This window comes from Mycobacterium deserti (genome assembly GCF_025345615.1).
In the GTDB taxonomy this organism is placed as follows: domain Bacteria; phylum Actinomycetota; class Actinomycetes; order Mycobacteriales; family Mycobacteriaceae; genus Mycobacterium; species Mycobacterium deserti.
Genome location: NZ_JAODWD010000003.1, coordinates 555,339 through 571,247, shown reverse-complemented (window position 1 = coordinate 571,247; position 15,909 = coordinate 555,339). Strand labels below are relative to the sequence as shown.

Here is a 15,909-nt window from a genome sequence, read left to right as displayed (position 1 = left end):
CGCTGCAGCAAACCACCAGAAGTTCCAGACCCGTGCGAACGCCGCGACCGCTAGCGTAGACCTATGACGACTCCGCATCCCAAGGTGGAACTGTCCGACGACGAGTGGCGCCAGAAACTCACCCCGGAGGAGTTCGCGGTGTTGCGCCGAGCGGGCACCGAGCGGCCGTTCACCGGCGAATACACCGACACCAAGACCGACGGGGTCTACGAATGCCGGGCGTGTGGCGCTGAGTTGTTCCGCAGCAGTGAAAAGTTCGAATCCCATTGCGGCTGGCCGTCATTCTTCGATCCCGCCAGATCGGATGCCGTGATCCTGCGAACCGACGACTCGCTGGGCATGCGCCGCGTCGAAGTCGTGTGTGCGAACTGCCACAGCCACCTCGGCCACCTCTTCGAGGGCGAGGGATATCCGACACCCACCGATCAGCGCTATTGCATCAACTCGATTTCGCTGCGACTGGTCCCGGCGTCGCCCCACCCTGCAGAAGACCCGTCAGAAGAACGCTGACCGCGCCTGCGGAGTAGATCGAGCATGGCCGCGGCGTCGATCGGCGGGCCACAGTAGTAGCCCTGGACCACGTCGCAGCCGAATTCCTGCAGTTTGGCGGCTGTTTCGCCGTTCTCGACGCCTTCGGCAACCGTTGTCACGCCGAGAACGTGCGCGAGATCGATGACCGCACGGACGATCGCCGCGGCGCGGGTGTCAGTCAGTATCGGGCTGACGAAGTGTCTGTCGAGTTTGACCTCGTCAATGGGTAGGTCACGCAGGTAGGACAGCGCGGAGTAGCCGCTGCCGAAGTCGTCGATCGCGACCCGGATCCCCCGCACCCGCAACCGTTCGAGTACCGCTTGCGCGCGGTCGATGTTGTCGACGAGGAGATCCTCGGTGATCTCCACGGTCAGCGCATCGGAGGTCAGCCCGCGTTCTGCGAGTGCACGCACGATCCGGTTCGGAAAGTCCAGATCCGACAACGACGGGGCCGAGATGTTCACCGCGATCGGCACAGCGACGCCGTTGGCCCGCCACTCGACGGCCGCATCAAGGGCGCGGGATACCACCAGATCGGTCACCGATTGCACCAAGCCGTGCCGGTGTACCAATGGCAGAAACTGATCCGGCGCGAGCACGCCGAGTTCGGGATGCGGCCACCGGATCAACGCCTCGACGCCGACGATATCGCCGTTGTCCAGGTCGAACTTGGGCTGATACGCGAGGGTCAGATCGACGTTGTCGATGGCGTTGCGCAACTCTTCAAGCAGAAGGCCGCCCTGGCTGTCGCGCTTGTTCGCAGCGACGTGGGACATGTCGGGAGTGAACGTCTGCAGACCGCCAGACGTGGACCGCTTCGCCGAATACATCGCGGTATCAGCGCGTTTCAGCAGATCCTCGATGGAGACTGAGTCGTCATCGACGGGCACCAGGGCGAGCCCGGCGCTGGGCTGGATCACCAGCGCATGGCCATCGACGACGAAGGGCTCTTCGAATGCGCGGACCACTCGATGCGCGATACGTCGCGACTGTGCGGGTCCACCCTCTGTGAGAACGGCGAACTCGTCACCGCCGAGCCGCGCCACCGTGTCGCCGGGGCGAACACAGCTCACAATCCGCAGCGCAACCTGAACCAACAACGCATCGCCCGCGGGGTGACCGAGGCTGTCGTTGACGCGCTTGAAGTCGTCGAGATCCAACAACAGCACGGCTACCGCCCCGCCCTCGCGCTTCTGCAGTTGCATCGCATGGCTCAGGCGATCGTGGAAGAGCAGCCGGTTCGCCAGGCCGGTGAGGGGGTCGCGCAGGGCCTGCTCGGCCACGATGGCGAGCAGTCGCTGATTCTGATTGACGACCAGGAACTGCCGCACCATTACCGCCGAAACCAGCAGCGCCCACGAGACGACGAGCGGCGGCACGCCGGACATGGTCAACAGGAAGGGCGCGCAGACCGCCGCAGCGATGGCCACCGGTAGATACGGCATCCACAGTTCCACGCGCTTGGGCGGGCCGAGGACCTCCTCGGCGGTGACGCCGCCCCGCCCGCTGGCCAGAGCCGCGACGCCGATGAGAAGGAGCCCGACGATCCATCCCACATCGACGAGGCCACCCTCGATATAGACATTTCTGGCGTCGGAATACACCCACGCACTGTCTGCCAGCGCAGTCACGATGTTGCCGAGCGTCAGCAGCACCAGCGCCGGCCGTTTGGCACGAACCAGGATCAGCAGGGCGACCGTGACGACGATTACGTCAGTCGCCGGATAGGTCACGTACAGCACGGCGGCAAAGGCGCTCTCGGACCCCGAACCGAACACGAATCGCAGCACCGTCACCCACGCGACGACGAACAGGGCTCCGACCACGATCAACCCGTCCAGCAGCAGGCGGGTGCGCGAGTGCACGCTGTGCCCCAGAGGAAACAACAGCAGCGCCGCGCAGGCGCCCACGGGATAGAGCAGGTACCCCACATCGGCGATGGAAGGGAACGGATCGGCGTGCAGCACCAGGCGGTAGTAGGCCCACAGCGCTTCGCCGAACGCCCATCCCCCCAGGCCGGCGGCCAGGCACATCCAGGCGAGGCGCTGCCTGCCGCGGGATGACCAACCCGCCCACACCGCAGACAGCGCAGCGAACACCGCAAAGGCCAGGACACCGATCATCGCTGCCGCCTCAGTGGTCTGCGGTCCGCCCCATTCCGCGATCAGCCACGCGACAAGCGCAACGGCTGCCGTCGTGGCCGTGGCCGCGACCCAGACGACATGCACCACATACCCAGGCTAGCAACATAACTGCACTCATGGGAAATTCCAGGTCTAGTTGCACATCGTTTGCCGGTTTAAGTATCGTCGGGCCGTTTACTAGAGCACGACCTTGTCACGACCATCCGCACCACGTTGCCAGCCGAGGTTCTGCGCTCGAAACGGGTCGCAGTCAGGCATAGGCAGCAAAGCAGGATCCCATACCTCAGGCGGGCGGGTAATCGGGCGTCCAGCGGACCTGGGTGATCCGCTCCTCGAGCTGTTCGGCGGAGCGTTGCGGGGCAACGCCCTCGCTGACGGCCTGGAGCGCAACCGCGTGCGCGATGCGGACCGCGACCTCGGGCACATCCGTCCATGCGGGCAGCAGGGGCGAGTTGGGATCCACGAGGGCCGGCGACAGGTCGCCGAGCGCAGTGGCCGCCGCCCGCATCATGTCGTCGGTCACCCGAGTCGCTTGAGCCGCGGTGACGGCAAGACCCATCGCCGGAAAGATGTACGCGTTATTGCATTGGGCGATCTGACGCTCCACGCCGTCACGCCGCAGCGGTGCGAACGGTGATCCCGTGGCGATCAGCGCACGTCCGCCGGTCCACTCGTCGAGTTCAGCGGGATGCGCCTCCGCCCTGCTGGTCGGGTTGGACAGCGGGAAGATGATCGGCCGCTCGGTCTTGCTGGCCAGCTCGCGCACGATGTTCTCGCTGAAGGCGCCGGCCGCGGTCGAAAGCCCCAGCAGGACACCGACATCGACGTTATGCACGACGTCGGTCAGCTGGGCGGCCGACGACAACCCCCAGCCCCCCAGCCGACCGGCGGGCTGGGCGAACTTCCGTTGTCCTTCCGACAGATCGGTGCGGTCGTCGGTGAGCAGACCGGCCACGTCGACAACCCAGATGCGCGACAGCGCCTCGGCTTCCGAAATTCCCTGCGACACCATCTCGCGCAGGACCATGTTGAGCACGCCGATACCCGCCGAACCGGCGCCCAGCATCACGATCTGCTGGTCTTTCAACGGACGGCCGACCACGTTCGCCGCGCCGTGCAGAGCCCCGAGGGCGACCGCGGCCGTGCCCTGGATGTCATCGTTGAAGGTCAGCAGTGTGTCGCGGTAGCGGTCCAGGATCGGCTGGGCGTGCGCGGTCGCGAAGTCCTCCCACTGGAGAAGCACGTCAGGCAGTTCCTCGTGCACCGCGGTCACGAATTCGTCGATGAACGCGTAGTACTCGTCGTCGCCGATGCGGCGGTGTCGCCAGCCGAGGTACTGCGGGTCCTCGAGCAACTCGACGTTGTCGGTGCCCACGTCCAGCACAATCGGTAACGTGCGCGCAGGGTCGATGCCGCCGATCAGGGTGTACAGCGAGAGCTTGCCGATCGGGATCCCCATTCCGCCGATGCCCTGATCACCTAGTCCGAGAATGCGTTGACCGTCGGTCACCACGATCACGTCGACCTCGCGCCGTGACTTCGGTCGGTTGCCCAGCACCTCGCGCAGCAGTTCCCTGTCGGTGTAGGAGACGAACAATCCGCGTGGCTTGCGGTAGATTTCGCTGAATCGCTGGCAGGCCTCACCAACGGTCGGGGTGTAGACAACCGGCATCGTCTCGGCGATGTGCTCCCTGAGCAGCCGGTAGAACAGTGTCTCGTTGCGATCCTGCAGCGCACGCAGGTAGATGTGCTGGTCCAAACCCTCACGGCGAGTACAGAATTCGGCCCAGCTGTGCTCGACCTGCTGCTCGAGGGTTTTCTCCGCGGTGGGAAGCAGGCCGAGGATCCCGTGCTTGCGACGCTCGGCGTGAGTGAACGCGGTGCCCTTTGTCGTCAGCGCGTCGAACAGCCTGTCCTGGCCGGTTTTCGCCTCAGACAACGAATGTCCTTCCGCCGCGAACGTCAGGGGAGCTTGTTGACCAACTCTTCCACTCCGATGCGCGGCCCGGTGAAGAACGGCGTCTCCTCGCGCACGTGCCTGCGCGCGTCGGTGGCGCGCAGGTCGCGCATCAGATCGACGATGCGGTGCAATTCGGGAGCCTCGAACGCCAAAATCCACTCGTAGTCGCCGAGCGCGAACGCGGGCACCGTGTTGGCGCGCACATCTTTGTAATCGCGCGCGGCCATGCCGTGTTCGGCCAGCATGCGGCGGCGTTCCTCGTCGGGCAGCAGGTACCAATCCAGCGATCGTACGAATGGATACACGCAGATGTAGTTGCCCGGCTCTTCGCCGGCCAGAAACGCCGGGATGTGGCTCTTGTTGAACTCGGCCGGGCGGTGCAGCGCGACGTTGCTCCACACCGGCGTGCTGGCTCGGCCCAGCGTCGTGGTCCTGCGAAAGTCCGAATAGGTCGCCTGCAGCGCCTCGACGGTCTCCGCGTGGGTCCACATCATGAAGTCGGCGTCGGCGCGCATGCCCGCGATGTCGTACAGCCCGCGCACCACGACGCCGCGGTCCTCCTGCTGCTTGAGGAAGGTCGCGGTCTCGTCGACGACGTTCGCCCGCGCCCCGTCCTCAGCGCCGAGGCTTCCGGGCTGCACCGCGAACACCGAGAACATCAGGTATCGGATGGTCGCGTTGAGGGTGTCGTAGTCGAGCTTGGCCATGTGCCTATCGTGCCACGCGTGAGGTGACCAGCGACGCCGCAGCCTTGGTGGCGGACGACACGCAGGCGGGCACTCCGATGCCGTCCAGGTACGCCCCGGCGACCGCAAGGTCGGGCGGCAGTCCGGCGCGCAACTCGGCGACAAGTGCGGTGTGCCCCGGCCCGTATTGGGGCATCGCGTCGATCCAGCGCTGCACGTGGCAGTCCACCGGTTGGGTGTTCACGCCGAAGGCCGTGGCCAAGTCCTGCCCCGCCCACGTCAGCAGCTCCTCGTCGCCCGCGCTGCGGGCCAAGTCGTCGCCGAAGCGACCGTAGGACAGGCGAACCAGTTCGACGTTGCCACGTTGTCCCCACTTGCGCGTCGACAACGTTATCGCTTTGGCGCGCAACGGGATTCGGCGCTCTTCGCGGGCATGCTGTTCTCCGCTGGCCACCAGCACCCCGGACTGCGGCGGTATCGGCGTGCCACCGGGCAGCGCGAGGGCGACCAGTGCGGTCGACGCCACCGCGATGCGCCGCGCGGCCGCCGCGGTACGCGGCGCGACGTCGCCGACGAGTCGGGCCAGCCGCGGCGCGGGCACCGCCAGCACCACCGCGTCGGCATGATGACGCGCGCCTTCGTCGTCAGTCAGCTGCCATCCGCGCGGTGATCGGTCGACCCGTTCGACGGTCACCTGGACCCATCGGATGCCGGCTTGCCGGACCAGCGCGTCGACCAGCACCGCGTACCCGCCGTCGATCGCGCCGAACACCGAGCCGGTAACGGGTGGCGGCAGCGCGTCGCGGACCGCGTCGGTGAGGCTGCGTGCCCCCCGGTCAAGTGCGACGGCGAGCGCCGGGATCGCCGACCGCAGGCCGATCGAGGCGGCTGAGCCCGCGTAGACGCCGGCCAGCAGCGGGTCGACGGACCGTGCGACGACCTGCTCGCCGAACCGGTCGCCGACGAGGTCGGCGACCGCAGGGTCGGCGCCGGGCCGCCAGGAGAGCGGGCGGGCCGGCTCGTCGCGGATGCGCGCCATCGTCGCCTCGTCGACCAGACCTGCCAGCGCCGTCGGCTGCGCCGGAATGCCCTGCAACGTGCCGGCTGGCATCTGATGCAGCCGCCCCTGGCTGTAGATCAGCGGCCGCACTCCCGTCGCCCCGATCTGCCTGCCCGCGAGGCCAAGCTCGGCCAGCAACGCAGGCACTTCCGGCCTGCGCGCTACGAACGCCTCCGCACCGACATCCATCGGCTGCCCGCCGACACGCTCGGTGCGCAGCACCCCGCCGAGGCGGTCCGCGGGGTCGAAGAGCGTGATCGACGCGTCCGGTCCGGCCGCGACGCGCAGCCGGTAGGCGGCGACCAAGCCTGAAACGCCGCCACCGACAACGCAATACGATGCGGTCATAACGAGTGCACCAGAGCCACCACGTCGGTGATCAGTTCGGGCTCGGTGCTCGGCAGCACGCCATGACCGAGGTTGAACACATGTCCTCCCGCCCCGTGGTCGACTGCGCGGCGGCCGTCCTCGACGACAGCGCGCACCGCGCGCTCAGCCACCGCCCAGTCCGTCAGCAACACCACCGGGTCGAGGTTGCCCTGCAGCGCCGTACCGGGCGGGACCCGCGTAGCCGCGTCGGCCAGCGCAGTGCGCCAGTCGACGCCGACGACGGCGGGTGCGCCGTGCACAGACACCGCCTCGGCCATCGCACCGAGAAGTTCGGCGGTCCCGACCCCGAAGTGGGTCATCGGCACGCCCGCGGCGGCCAGCGAGGAGAACACCCGGGTGCTGTGGGGCAGCACATACGTGCGGTAGTCGGCGAGCGACAAGGTTCCGGCCCACGAGTCGAACACCTGAATCGCGTCGACTCCCGCCGAGATCTGGGTCTGCAGGAACGCGATCGTCACATCGGTCAGGGCGGTCATCAGCGCATGCCAGGTGGCGGGTTCACCCAGCATCATCGCCTTGGTGCGCTCGTGATGACGGCTCGGACCGCCCTCCACCAGATACGAAGCCAGGGTGAACGGTGCCCCGGCGAACCCGATCAGCGGCACCTCACCCAGTTCGGACACCAGCCGGGTGACCGCGTCGGCTACCGGCGCGACCTGTTGCTGTTCCAAAGGTCTGATCGCCTGGACGTCGGCGAGGGTGCGCACAGGGTGATCGATCACCGGGCCGACGTCGGGCACGATGTCGAGTTCGATACCCGCCGCTCGCAGCGGTACGACGATGTCGGAGAACAGAATCGCCGCGTCGACGCCGTGCCTTCGCACCGGTTGCAGGGTGATCTCGGTGATCAACTCGGCGTCGAAGCAGGCCTGCATCATGGTGTTTTTGGCGCGTAGCTCGCGGTACTCGGGCAGCGAACGCCCGGCCTGCCGCATGAACCAGACCGGCACACGGCTGGGTTTGCGACCGCTGGCGGCAGCGAGGAAGGGCGAATCGGGCAGCTCACGACGGGTACTCATCGACTTCAATGCTGCCATGTGCGGTGGGCACCGCCGCTGTCTCACCTCTACCCCTACCGTCGCCGGACGAAATCGGCGCGCCCCACGCACAGAGCTGGCCGAATGGTCTAGCGTCAAACGCCGTGACCACCGCCGAACCGGCTCAGTTCCGCGAAGCGGTGGCGGCGATGAATGCCACCACCGTGCGAGCGGAGATCGAGCTCGGCCCGATCCGTCCGCCGCAGCGGCTCGCGCCGTTCAGCTACGCGCTGGGCGCGGAGGTCCGTCATCCCGAGACCGCCATCGTCCCGGAGCGCTCTGAGGGCGACGCGTTCGGACGGCTGATCCTGTTGCACGATCCCGAGGGCGCCGAAGCGTGGGACGGGACGATGCGGCTGGTCGCCTACATCCAGGCCGATCTCGATCCCAGCGAGGCCGTCGACCAGCTGCTCCCGGAGGTGGCGTGGAGTTGGCTCGTCGATGCGCTGGCCACGCGGGCCGAACACGTCACCGCGCTCGGCGGCACCGTCACCGCCACCACGTCAGTGCGCTACGGCGACATCTCCGGCCCGCCCCGCGCTCATCAGCTGGAGCTGCGGGCGTCGTGGACGGCGACGACGCTTGAGCTGGGCCCGCACGTCGAGGCCTTCTGCGAGGTGCTCGAGCACGCCGCGGGCCTGCCCCCGACCGGCGTCACCGACCTGAGCTCACGCACCCGCGCCTGACGATGGCCGACCCCCACGAGGCCGGCACAGCGGCCGATCAGTTGGCCGATCAGTTGGCCGAACAGTCGGCCGATCAGCCTGCGGAACCGGAGGCAACTCCCCTGCTCGCGCCCCGCGACGGCGTGCCGGAGCTGTCGGTCAGCGTCAGCGAGATCGCGAGGGCGGCCGAATTCCTGGCATCCGGCGGGGGGCCCTTCGCGGTGGACGCCGAACGAGCCTCAGGTTTTCGCTACTCGAACCGCGCCTATCTGCTGCAGATCCGCCGCGCAGGGGCCGGGACGGTGCTCATCGACCCGGTCAGCCACGGTGCCGATCCGCTGACCGCCCTGGCGCCGGTCGCCGAGGTGCTGGCCACCGACGAGTGGGTGCTGCACGCCGCCGATCAGGACCTGCCTTGCCTGGCCGAGATCGGCATGCGACCGACAGCGCTCTACGACACCGAACTCGCGGGCCGCCTCGCCGGCTACGACAAGGTCAATCTCGCCGCGATGGTCCAGCGGCTGCTCGGCCTGCAGTTGATGAAGGGCCACGGCGCGGCCGACTGGTCACAGCGCCCGCTGCCGCCCGAATGGTTGAACTACGCGGCGCTGGACGTCGAGGTGCTGCTGGACCTGCGTCACGCCATCGCCTCCGTACTGGAGGAGCAAGGCAAAACCGATTGGGCGGCACAGGAATTCGAGTACCTGCGCACCTTCGAAGGTACCCCGACCCGACGCGACAGGTGGCGCCGTACGTCGGGCATCCACAAGGTGCGTGACCCGAAGACACTCGCCGCGGTCCGCGAACTGTGGACCACCCGCGACCACATCGCCCGACGGCGCGATATCGCGCCCGGTCGCATCCTGCCCGACGCCGCGATCATCAACGCCGCGACCGCCAATCCCGACACGGTCGAGAAGCTGACCGCGCTGCCGGTGTTCGGCGGAAACAGGCAGCGCCGAAGTGCGCACGTATGGCTCGACGCGCTGGCGCGTGCCCGCAGCACCGAGGATCCGCCGAGCTCGTCAGAACCGTCGAACGGTCCGCCACCCGCGTCCAGATGGCCGCGGCGCAAACCCGAGGCCGCGGCTCGGCTGGAGGCGGCCCGCGCCGGCCTGGCCGACCTGTCGAAGCGCGTCACGGTGCCTGCCGAGAACCTCATCTCACCTGAGGTGGTACGCCGACTGTGCTGGGACTGGCAGTCGCCAGCTGCACCGGAGGAGACCTCGACGGTCATCGAGGAGTTCCTCCGCGAGGCGAAAGTGCGCCCGTGGCAGCGTGATTTGACGGTTCCGGTGTTGACCGAGGCACTCACCACCGTGGTCGAGCAGACATAGAGTGCCCCGGCACGCCGACAAGGGGGACCATTTGCGTCTGCTCGCGCAGATGAGGCGAGCGCGAGCTAGCTAGTCGAGACGCTCGCTGACTTCGGGCTCGCCGACCGGTGCGCCTTGGGCGGCCACCCAGCCGGTGATCTGACGGGCGATATTGCTGTCGGTCAGGCCCACCTCGGCTAGCACCTCACCGCGAGACGCGTGCGCGAAGAACTCTTGCGGCAGTCCGACGTCGCGGCACGGCACGTCGATCTCCGCGCGCCGTATGGCCGCCGACACCGCGGACCCGATGCCGCCCTGCACACCGTTGTCCTCGAGGGTGACGACCAGCTTGTGCGCGGCCGCCAACTCTGCGATGGCGCCCGGCACCGGAAGCACCCACCGCGGATCGACGACAGTGACGCCGATGCCCTGGTTGCGCAGCCGCTCGGCGGCTTTGAGCGCCATGACCGCGAACGGCCCGACGGCCACGAGCAGCACATCGTCGGACAATCCGTCAGCCGGGACCGCTAGCACGTCGACGCCGTCGCGGCGCTCGAGAGCCGGAATGTCCTCGCCCACATCGCCTTTGGGGAACCGGATGGCGGTGGGCCCGTCGCTGACGTCGAGTGCCTCGCCCAATTCCTCACGCAACCGGGTGCCGTCGCGCGGCGCGGCGACCCGGATGCCGGGCACGATATTCAGCATCGACAGATCCCACATGCCGTTGTGGCTGGCGCCGTCGGGACCGGTGACCCCGGAGCGGTCCAGCACGATGGTCACGGGCAGCTTGTGCAACGCGACGTCCATCATGACCTGGTCGAACGCCCGGTTCAGGAACGTCGAGTAGATGGCCACCACCGGGTGTAACCCGCCCATCGCCAGACCCGCGGCCGACGTCATCGCGTGCTGCTCGGCGATACCGACGTCGAAGAACCGGTCGGGAAAGCGCTGACGGAACGCGGTCAGGCCGGTGGGACCCGCCATGGCGGCGGTGATCGCGACGACGTCGCGCCGTCGGCCGGCATAGCCGATCAGGGCCTCGGAGAACGTGGACGTCCAGCCCGGCCCCGGCACCGACGTCGCCAACCCGGTCTCCGGGTCGATGACGCCGCAGGCGTGCATCTGGTCGGCCTCGTCGTTCTCTGCGGGCGCATAACCCATGCCCTTGCGGGTGGCGACGTGCACGATCACCGGGGCGTTGAAACCGCGGGCGTGTCGCAGCGCCGTTTCCACCGCGTGCTCATCGTGCCCGTCGATGGGCCCGACATACTTGAGCCCGAGGTCGGTGAACATCACCTGCGGGGCCAGCGCGTCCTTGAGGCCGGCCTTCATGCTGTGCATGGCCTGATAGCAGAGCTCACCGATGATCGGCACGCCGCGGACCGCCTTGCGGCCGCCTTCGAGCAGCTTCTCGTAACCAGGCTGGAGGCGCAGCGCGGCCAGGTGATCGGCGAAGCCGCCGATGGTCGGCGCATAGCTGCGGCCGTTGTCGTTGACGACGATCACCACGGGCCTGCGGGCGCCTGCGATGTTGTTGAGCGCTTCCCAGCACATGCCGCCGGTCAGCGCGCCGTCGCCGACGACGGCGACCACGTGACGGTTGCGATGCCCGGTCAGTTCGAACGCCTTGGCCAGCCCGTCGGCGTAGGACAGTGCCGAACTGGCATGGCTGGACTCCACCCAGTCGTGCTCGCTCTCGGCGCGCGACGGATAGCCCGACAGCCCGTCCTTCTTGCGCAGCGTGTCGAAGTCGTGGCTGCGCCCGGTCAGCATCTTGTGCACGTATGACTGGTGGCCGGTGTCGAAGACGATCGGATCGTGCGGCGAATCGAACACCCGGTGCAGCGCGAGGGTGAGTTCGACGACGCCGAGATTCGGACCGAGATGCCCGCCGGTTGCAGCGACCTTGTGAATCAAGAAATCCCGGATTTCTTGCGCCAGATCGCTCAGCTGCGACTGCGTCAGGTGCTGCAGATCAGCGGGGCCGCGGATCTGTTCAAGCATCCCGCCAGTCTACGCACGCCCGTCGTAGTCAGTCCTGTCGAGCCTGGTAGACGTCGGGCACGCCGTCGCGGTCTGCGTCGGCGGTCTCCAGCTCCCAAATGGCCCGGTACTGCCTGTTGCGCAGCCGCAACAGGACGGCGGCCAACACGGCCGAGATCAGCGATCCGGCGAGCACGCCGATCTTCACGAATTCGTCACGATTCGACGCGATGCCGTATGCGAGATCACCGATGAGCAAGGACACGGTAAACCCGATTCCCGCCAGCATCGAGATGCCGAGCACGTCGATCCAGCGCAGCGACGCGTCGAGGGTGGCGCGGGTGACCGCCGCCAACACCCGGGTGGTCAAGAAGATGCCGATGGGTTTTCCTGCCACCAGCCCGAGCACGATGCCCAGCGTGATGGGGTCGGCGAAGGCTCGGGTGAGACCCTCGGCACCGCCGAGGCTCACCCCGGCGGCGAAGAACGCGAACACCGGCACGGCGATACCGGCCGACAGCGGACGGATCCGATGCTCGAAATGCTCGGCGAGACCGGGTCCGGCCTCCGGCCCACCGGCCGCCGCGGACCGGACCACGGGCACCGCGAAACCGAGCAGGACGCCGGCGACCGTCGCGTGCACACCGGATTCGTGCATCAGCACCCAGGTCGCGAGCGCCAGCGGAAGCAACAACCACCAGGACCGGATTCGGCGCTGCACGCACAACGCAAAAAGCGTCAGCGGCACGAGCACCAATGCCAGCGCGCCCACGTTGATGTCCTCGGTGTAGAACACGGCGATGACCGTCACCGCGAGAAGATCGTCGACGACGGCCAGAGTCAGCAGGAAGGTGCGCAACGCCGAAGGCAGGTGCGTGGAGATGACGGCGAGAACAGCAACGGCGAACGCGATGTCGGTAGCGGTCGGGATGGCCCATCCCCGTGTCGCGCCGTCGCCCACGTGTGCTGTCACCGCGACGAAGATCAGCGCCGGCACCACCATCCCGCCGACGGCGGCGGCTATCGGCAGAGCAGCGCGGCCCGGGTCGCGCAGATCACCGGCGACGAACTCGCGTTTGAGTTCCAGCCCAACGACGAAGAAGAACACGGCCAGCAACCCGTCGGCCGCCCATGCGCCCAGGGTGAGGGTCAGATGCAAGCCGAACGGCTCGCCACCGATCTCGAGATCGCGCAACCCGAAGTAGCTCGTCGACCACGGCGAGTTGGCCCAGACCAGAGCCGCGGCCGCTGCCACCAACAGGATCGCCCCGCCGACGGTTTCTTTCCGCAGGATCGAGGCGACGCGGTTCGTCTCCGACCACGATCCCCGCGAGAACAGTTCTTGCCCTGCGAATCGACGAAGTGGATTGGCCGTCACGGTAAGTCCCAACTATGGCTAGCGGTCGTTGAAGCAATCGCCGACCAGACTTCCCGGCACACCTCTCGCTAACCCTATGCCATTACCGCCACACAGACGCGGCGACGGGTCTGGTGTGGCAACGCTCGCGCGAGTACATTCCTCGCTAGGTGTGCCGGGAAGCCTGGTCGGCTGTCGATTGACCGACTTCGAAAGGGCAACCTGTGCATGCCATGTCGCACGCGCCAGTGCGCGCGAATCCGTCTCACGCCATCAATGCCGTCGGACTCACCAAACGGTTCGGGTCGATCGTCGCGGTCGACGATGTGAACCTCACGGTGGCTCCGGGTGCTGTCTTCGGCTTCCTCGGGCCCAACGGGGCAGGCAAGTCCACCACGATCCGGATGCTGCTCGGACTGATCCGACCGTCCGCGGGCACTGCGACGATCTTCGGCGAGCGCGCTGACGACGTTCGCAACGTCCATCGCCACCTTGCCTACGTCCCCGCCGACGTCGCGCTGTGGCCCAGCCTCACCGGCGCAGAAATCCTGGAGTTGCTGGCCCGTTTGGGGCCCGGTGTCGATGGCGAGTACCGCGCCGAACTCATCTCGCGCTTTGCGCTGGACGTCGACCGGCCGGCCAGGGCCTACTCGAGCGGAAACCGACAGAAAGTGGCGCTGGTGGCGGCTTTTTCGACCAGGGCGCCGCTGCTGGTCCTCGACGAACCGACCAGCGGACTCGATCCGCTGATGGAGCGTGAGTTTCGCCGGTGTGTCATCGACGCCCGCGACCGAGGTCAAACAGTGTTTCTGAGTTCACATCAACTGGGTGAGGTCGAAGCGCTCTGCGACACGGTCGCGATCCTGCGGGCTGGGCACGTTGTCGAGGTCGACTCGGTCACCGACTTGCGCCGGTTGCGTCGAACCGTGGTGGAGGTGTCCTACCGCGACGAAGAACCTTTGCTCACCGACATCCCCGGTGTCGGCGATGTTGAGCATCTCGACGCGAAACGTTTGCGTTTCACCATGTCCGGCTCCCCCGCGGCAGCTTTGCGTGCGCTGGCCGCAGTCGACGTCACCGCCGTCGCCATGCGCGAGCCGACCCTCGAAGAGGTCTTTCTCGACTACTACGGCGAGGCGTCACGATGACCGCAGGAACGATCGCCGCACACCGGGCGGTGGTCCCGGGTGCCAACGCAGCGGTCACCCGGGTCGCGATGCGACAGCTTCGCCGCGGCACGCTACTGGTGGCACCGGTGTGCGCGGTCATGTCGGCAATGGTGGCCTTCCAGTACAAGTCCACATTCGAGCGCGAACTCGATCAGGCAGCGTTGCGGGCGCTGACCGAGAATCCAGCCATCCGAATCCTTTTCGGAACTCCTGCCGCCCTGGACGACCCCGGCGGATTCACGGTGTGGCGGACCGGCATCCCCCTGCTCATGCTGGCCGGGGTCTGGATCATGCTCGCATCCATCCGCATCACCCGCGGGGAGGAAGAAGCGGGCCGGTGGAGCCTTCTGTTGGCCGGGACACTACGCGCCTCTGACGCCCTGCGGTCCTGCCTTGTCGCGCTGGTTGTTTCGGCGACCGCGGTCGGCGCGGGTGTCGGCGCGGGATTGCTGCTCGCCGGCACCGACACCTTGGGCGCGCTGAGCTACGCCGCAGGCGTTCTCGGTGTGACCCTGACGTTCGCCACCGTCGGGTTGGTCGCCGCTCAAGTCATGCCGAGCAGGTCATCAGCGGTCGGCCTGGCAGCCGGCTACCTCACGGTCGCACTGCTGATTCGGATGCTCGCCGACGGGATGGCGGCCATGGCGTGGTCAGCCTGGCTGAGCCCCCTTGGCCTGATTGCGCGCGTGGCGCCCTACGCCGAGAACCGGGTCGCGCCGTTGCTGGTCCTGGCGTGCAATCCCGTGGTTCTCGCGACGATTGCGATGGCCGCGTCGAGGCACCGGGATGTGGGCGGCGGTCTACTCACGCTCACGACGCACCGGCCGCCGCGGACCCGCTTGCTCGGCTCGGTCGGAGGTTTCGCGGTTCGTCGTGCCGTGCGTCCGAGCGTCGGATGGGTCGCGGGTATCGGCGCCTACTTCCTGATCGTCGGGGCGATGATCGCCTCCATCTTGGAATTCTTCGAAGGCAGTCCTCGGTTCGCAGAACTGGCGGCGGGCGCCGGCTTCGCCGGACTCGACACTGCGGAAGGCTTCGCCGCCGCGTTGTTCGGTCTGCTGGCCATACCGACCGGGTTGTATGGCGCGAGCCGCCTAGGGTCCTTGGCGGGTGATGAGAAGGCACGTCACTGGACGATGGTCTTCGCCTCGCCTGTTCCGCGGGTGCGCGTACTGGTTGTTGAGACCGTCACGGCAGCAACGGGAATCGTCATTCTGCACGCCACGGCGGCGGTGGCGATGTGGGGTGGTGCCGCACTCACCGGCGCGCCTCTTCGTCTCGTGGACGCGGCTGCGGGTGCGTTGAACACGGCTGCGATCGCCGGGCTGGCCCTGGGTGCGGCGGCGTTGGCTCTCGGGTGGCTGCCTTCGGCGGTGGTAGCCGTCGGCGCGGTACCGGGAGTGGGCGGCTTCCTCGTCAACATCGTCGCCGAGAGCACACGCGCTCCCGATTGGCTGCGCAACGCCTCACCTTTTGTGCATATTGCAGCGGTACCGTCGGTCTCACCCGGCTGGGCTCCAATAGTTGCCCTGCTCGCCATCGGTGCGGTCATGGCCCTGATCGGACTCGTCGGCTATGACCGTCGCGACGTCACGTCGTGATCCGCGCGGA

12 protein-coding genes are annotated in these 15,909 nt (G+C 67.6%); 5 read left to right on the top strand and 7 right to left on the bottom strand.

Going from position 1 to position 15,909, the window contains the following annotated elements:
- Positions 1-63: 63 nt before the first annotated feature.
- Positions 64-510: a peptide-methionine (R)-S-oxide reductase MsrB gene (gene msrB / locus N4S67_RS14175; RefSeq protein WP_260993608.1), complete on the top strand. Its 447-nt coding sequence runs from the start codon at positions 64-66 to the stop codon at positions 508-510.
- On the opposite strand, the gene N4S67_RS14170 is transcribed toward msrB, so the two are convergent.
- The 5 genes from N4S67_RS14170 to hemE form a co-directional block, all read right to left on the bottom strand.
- Complete coding sequence (locus N4S67_RS14170; protein WP_260993607.1) at positions 432-2,762, bottom strand: putative bifunctional diguanylate cyclase/phosphodiesterase; 2,331 nt, start codon at positions 2,760-2,762, stop codon at positions 432-434. The two genes, msrB and N4S67_RS14170, sit on opposite strands and share 79 nt — an antisense overlap.
- Before the next feature lie 196 nt (positions 2,763-2,958).
- Entirely contained in the window at positions 2,959-4,614 is a 1,656-nt protein-coding gene (locus N4S67_RS14165; RefSeq protein ID WP_260993606.1) for an NAD-dependent malic enzyme, read from the bottom strand.
- 23 nt (positions 4,615-4,637) lie between these two features.
- The gene (gene hemQ / locus N4S67_RS14160) at positions 4,638-5,342 is read right to left on the bottom strand and encodes a hydrogen peroxide-dependent heme synthase (RefSeq protein WP_260993605.1); all 705 of its coding nucleotides are present in this window, start codon (positions 5,340-5,342) and stop codon (positions 4,638-4,640) included.
- A gap of 4 nt (positions 5,343-5,346) precedes the next feature.
- A complete protein-coding gene (locus N4S67_RS14155; RefSeq protein WP_260993604.1) occupies positions 5,347-6,729 on the bottom strand; it encodes a protoporphyrinogen oxidase in 1,383 nt (460 codons plus the stop codon).
- Complete coding sequence (gene hemE, locus N4S67_RS14150; RefSeq protein WP_260993603.1) at positions 6,726-7,790, bottom strand: uroporphyrinogen decarboxylase; 1,065 nt, start codon at positions 7,788-7,790, stop codon at positions 6,726-6,728. Before hemE ends, N4S67_RS14155 begins: the two co-directional genes overlap by 4 nt.
- Before the next feature lie 122 nt (positions 7,791-7,912).
- Between hemE and N4S67_RS14145 the strand changes: the two genes are divergently transcribed.
- Positions 7,913-8,494, top strand: a complete 582-nt coding sequence (locus N4S67_RS14145) for a DUF3000 domain-containing protein (protein ID WP_260993602.1) — start codon at positions 7,913-7,915, stop codon at positions 8,492-8,494.
- 2 nt (positions 8,495-8,496) lie between these two features.
- On the top strand, positions 8,497-9,810 hold the full coding sequence (locus N4S67_RS14140; RefSeq protein ID WP_260993601.1) for a ribonuclease D: 1,314 nt from the start codon (positions 8,497-8,499) through the stop codon (positions 9,808-9,810).
- 69 nt (positions 9,811-9,879) lie between these two features.
- Here the strand turns inward: N4S67_RS14140 and dxs are convergent, their stop codons facing one another.
- Both dxs and nhaA read right to left on the bottom strand, forming a co-directional pair.
- On the bottom strand, positions 9,880-11,793 hold the full coding sequence (gene dxs / locus N4S67_RS14135; protein ID WP_260993600.1) for a 1-deoxy-D-xylulose-5-phosphate synthase: 1,914 nt from the start codon (positions 11,791-11,793) through the stop codon (positions 9,880-9,882).
- A gap of 28 nt (positions 11,794-11,821) precedes the next feature.
- Positions 11,822-13,150 carry a Na+/H+ antiporter NhaA gene (nhaA, locus tag N4S67_RS14130; protein WP_260993599.1) on the bottom strand — a complete coding sequence of 443 codons (1,329 nt, stop codon included), beginning with the start codon at positions 13,148-13,150 and terminating at the stop codon, positions 11,822-11,824.
- Between the two features lie 212 nt (positions 13,151-13,362).
- Between nhaA and N4S67_RS14125 the strand changes: the two genes are divergently transcribed.
- Entirely contained in the window at positions 13,363-14,277 is a 915-nt protein-coding gene (locus N4S67_RS14125; protein ID WP_260993598.1) for an ABC transporter ATP-binding protein, read from the top strand.
- The gene (locus N4S67_RS14120) at positions 14,274-15,899 is read left to right on the top strand and encodes a polyketide antibiotic transporter (RefSeq protein ID WP_260993597.1); all 1,626 of its coding nucleotides are present in this window, start codon (positions 14,274-14,276) and stop codon (positions 15,897-15,899) included. Before N4S67_RS14125 ends, N4S67_RS14120 begins: the two co-directional genes overlap by 4 nt.
- The last annotated feature ends 10 nt before the right edge of the window (positions 15,900-15,909 follow it).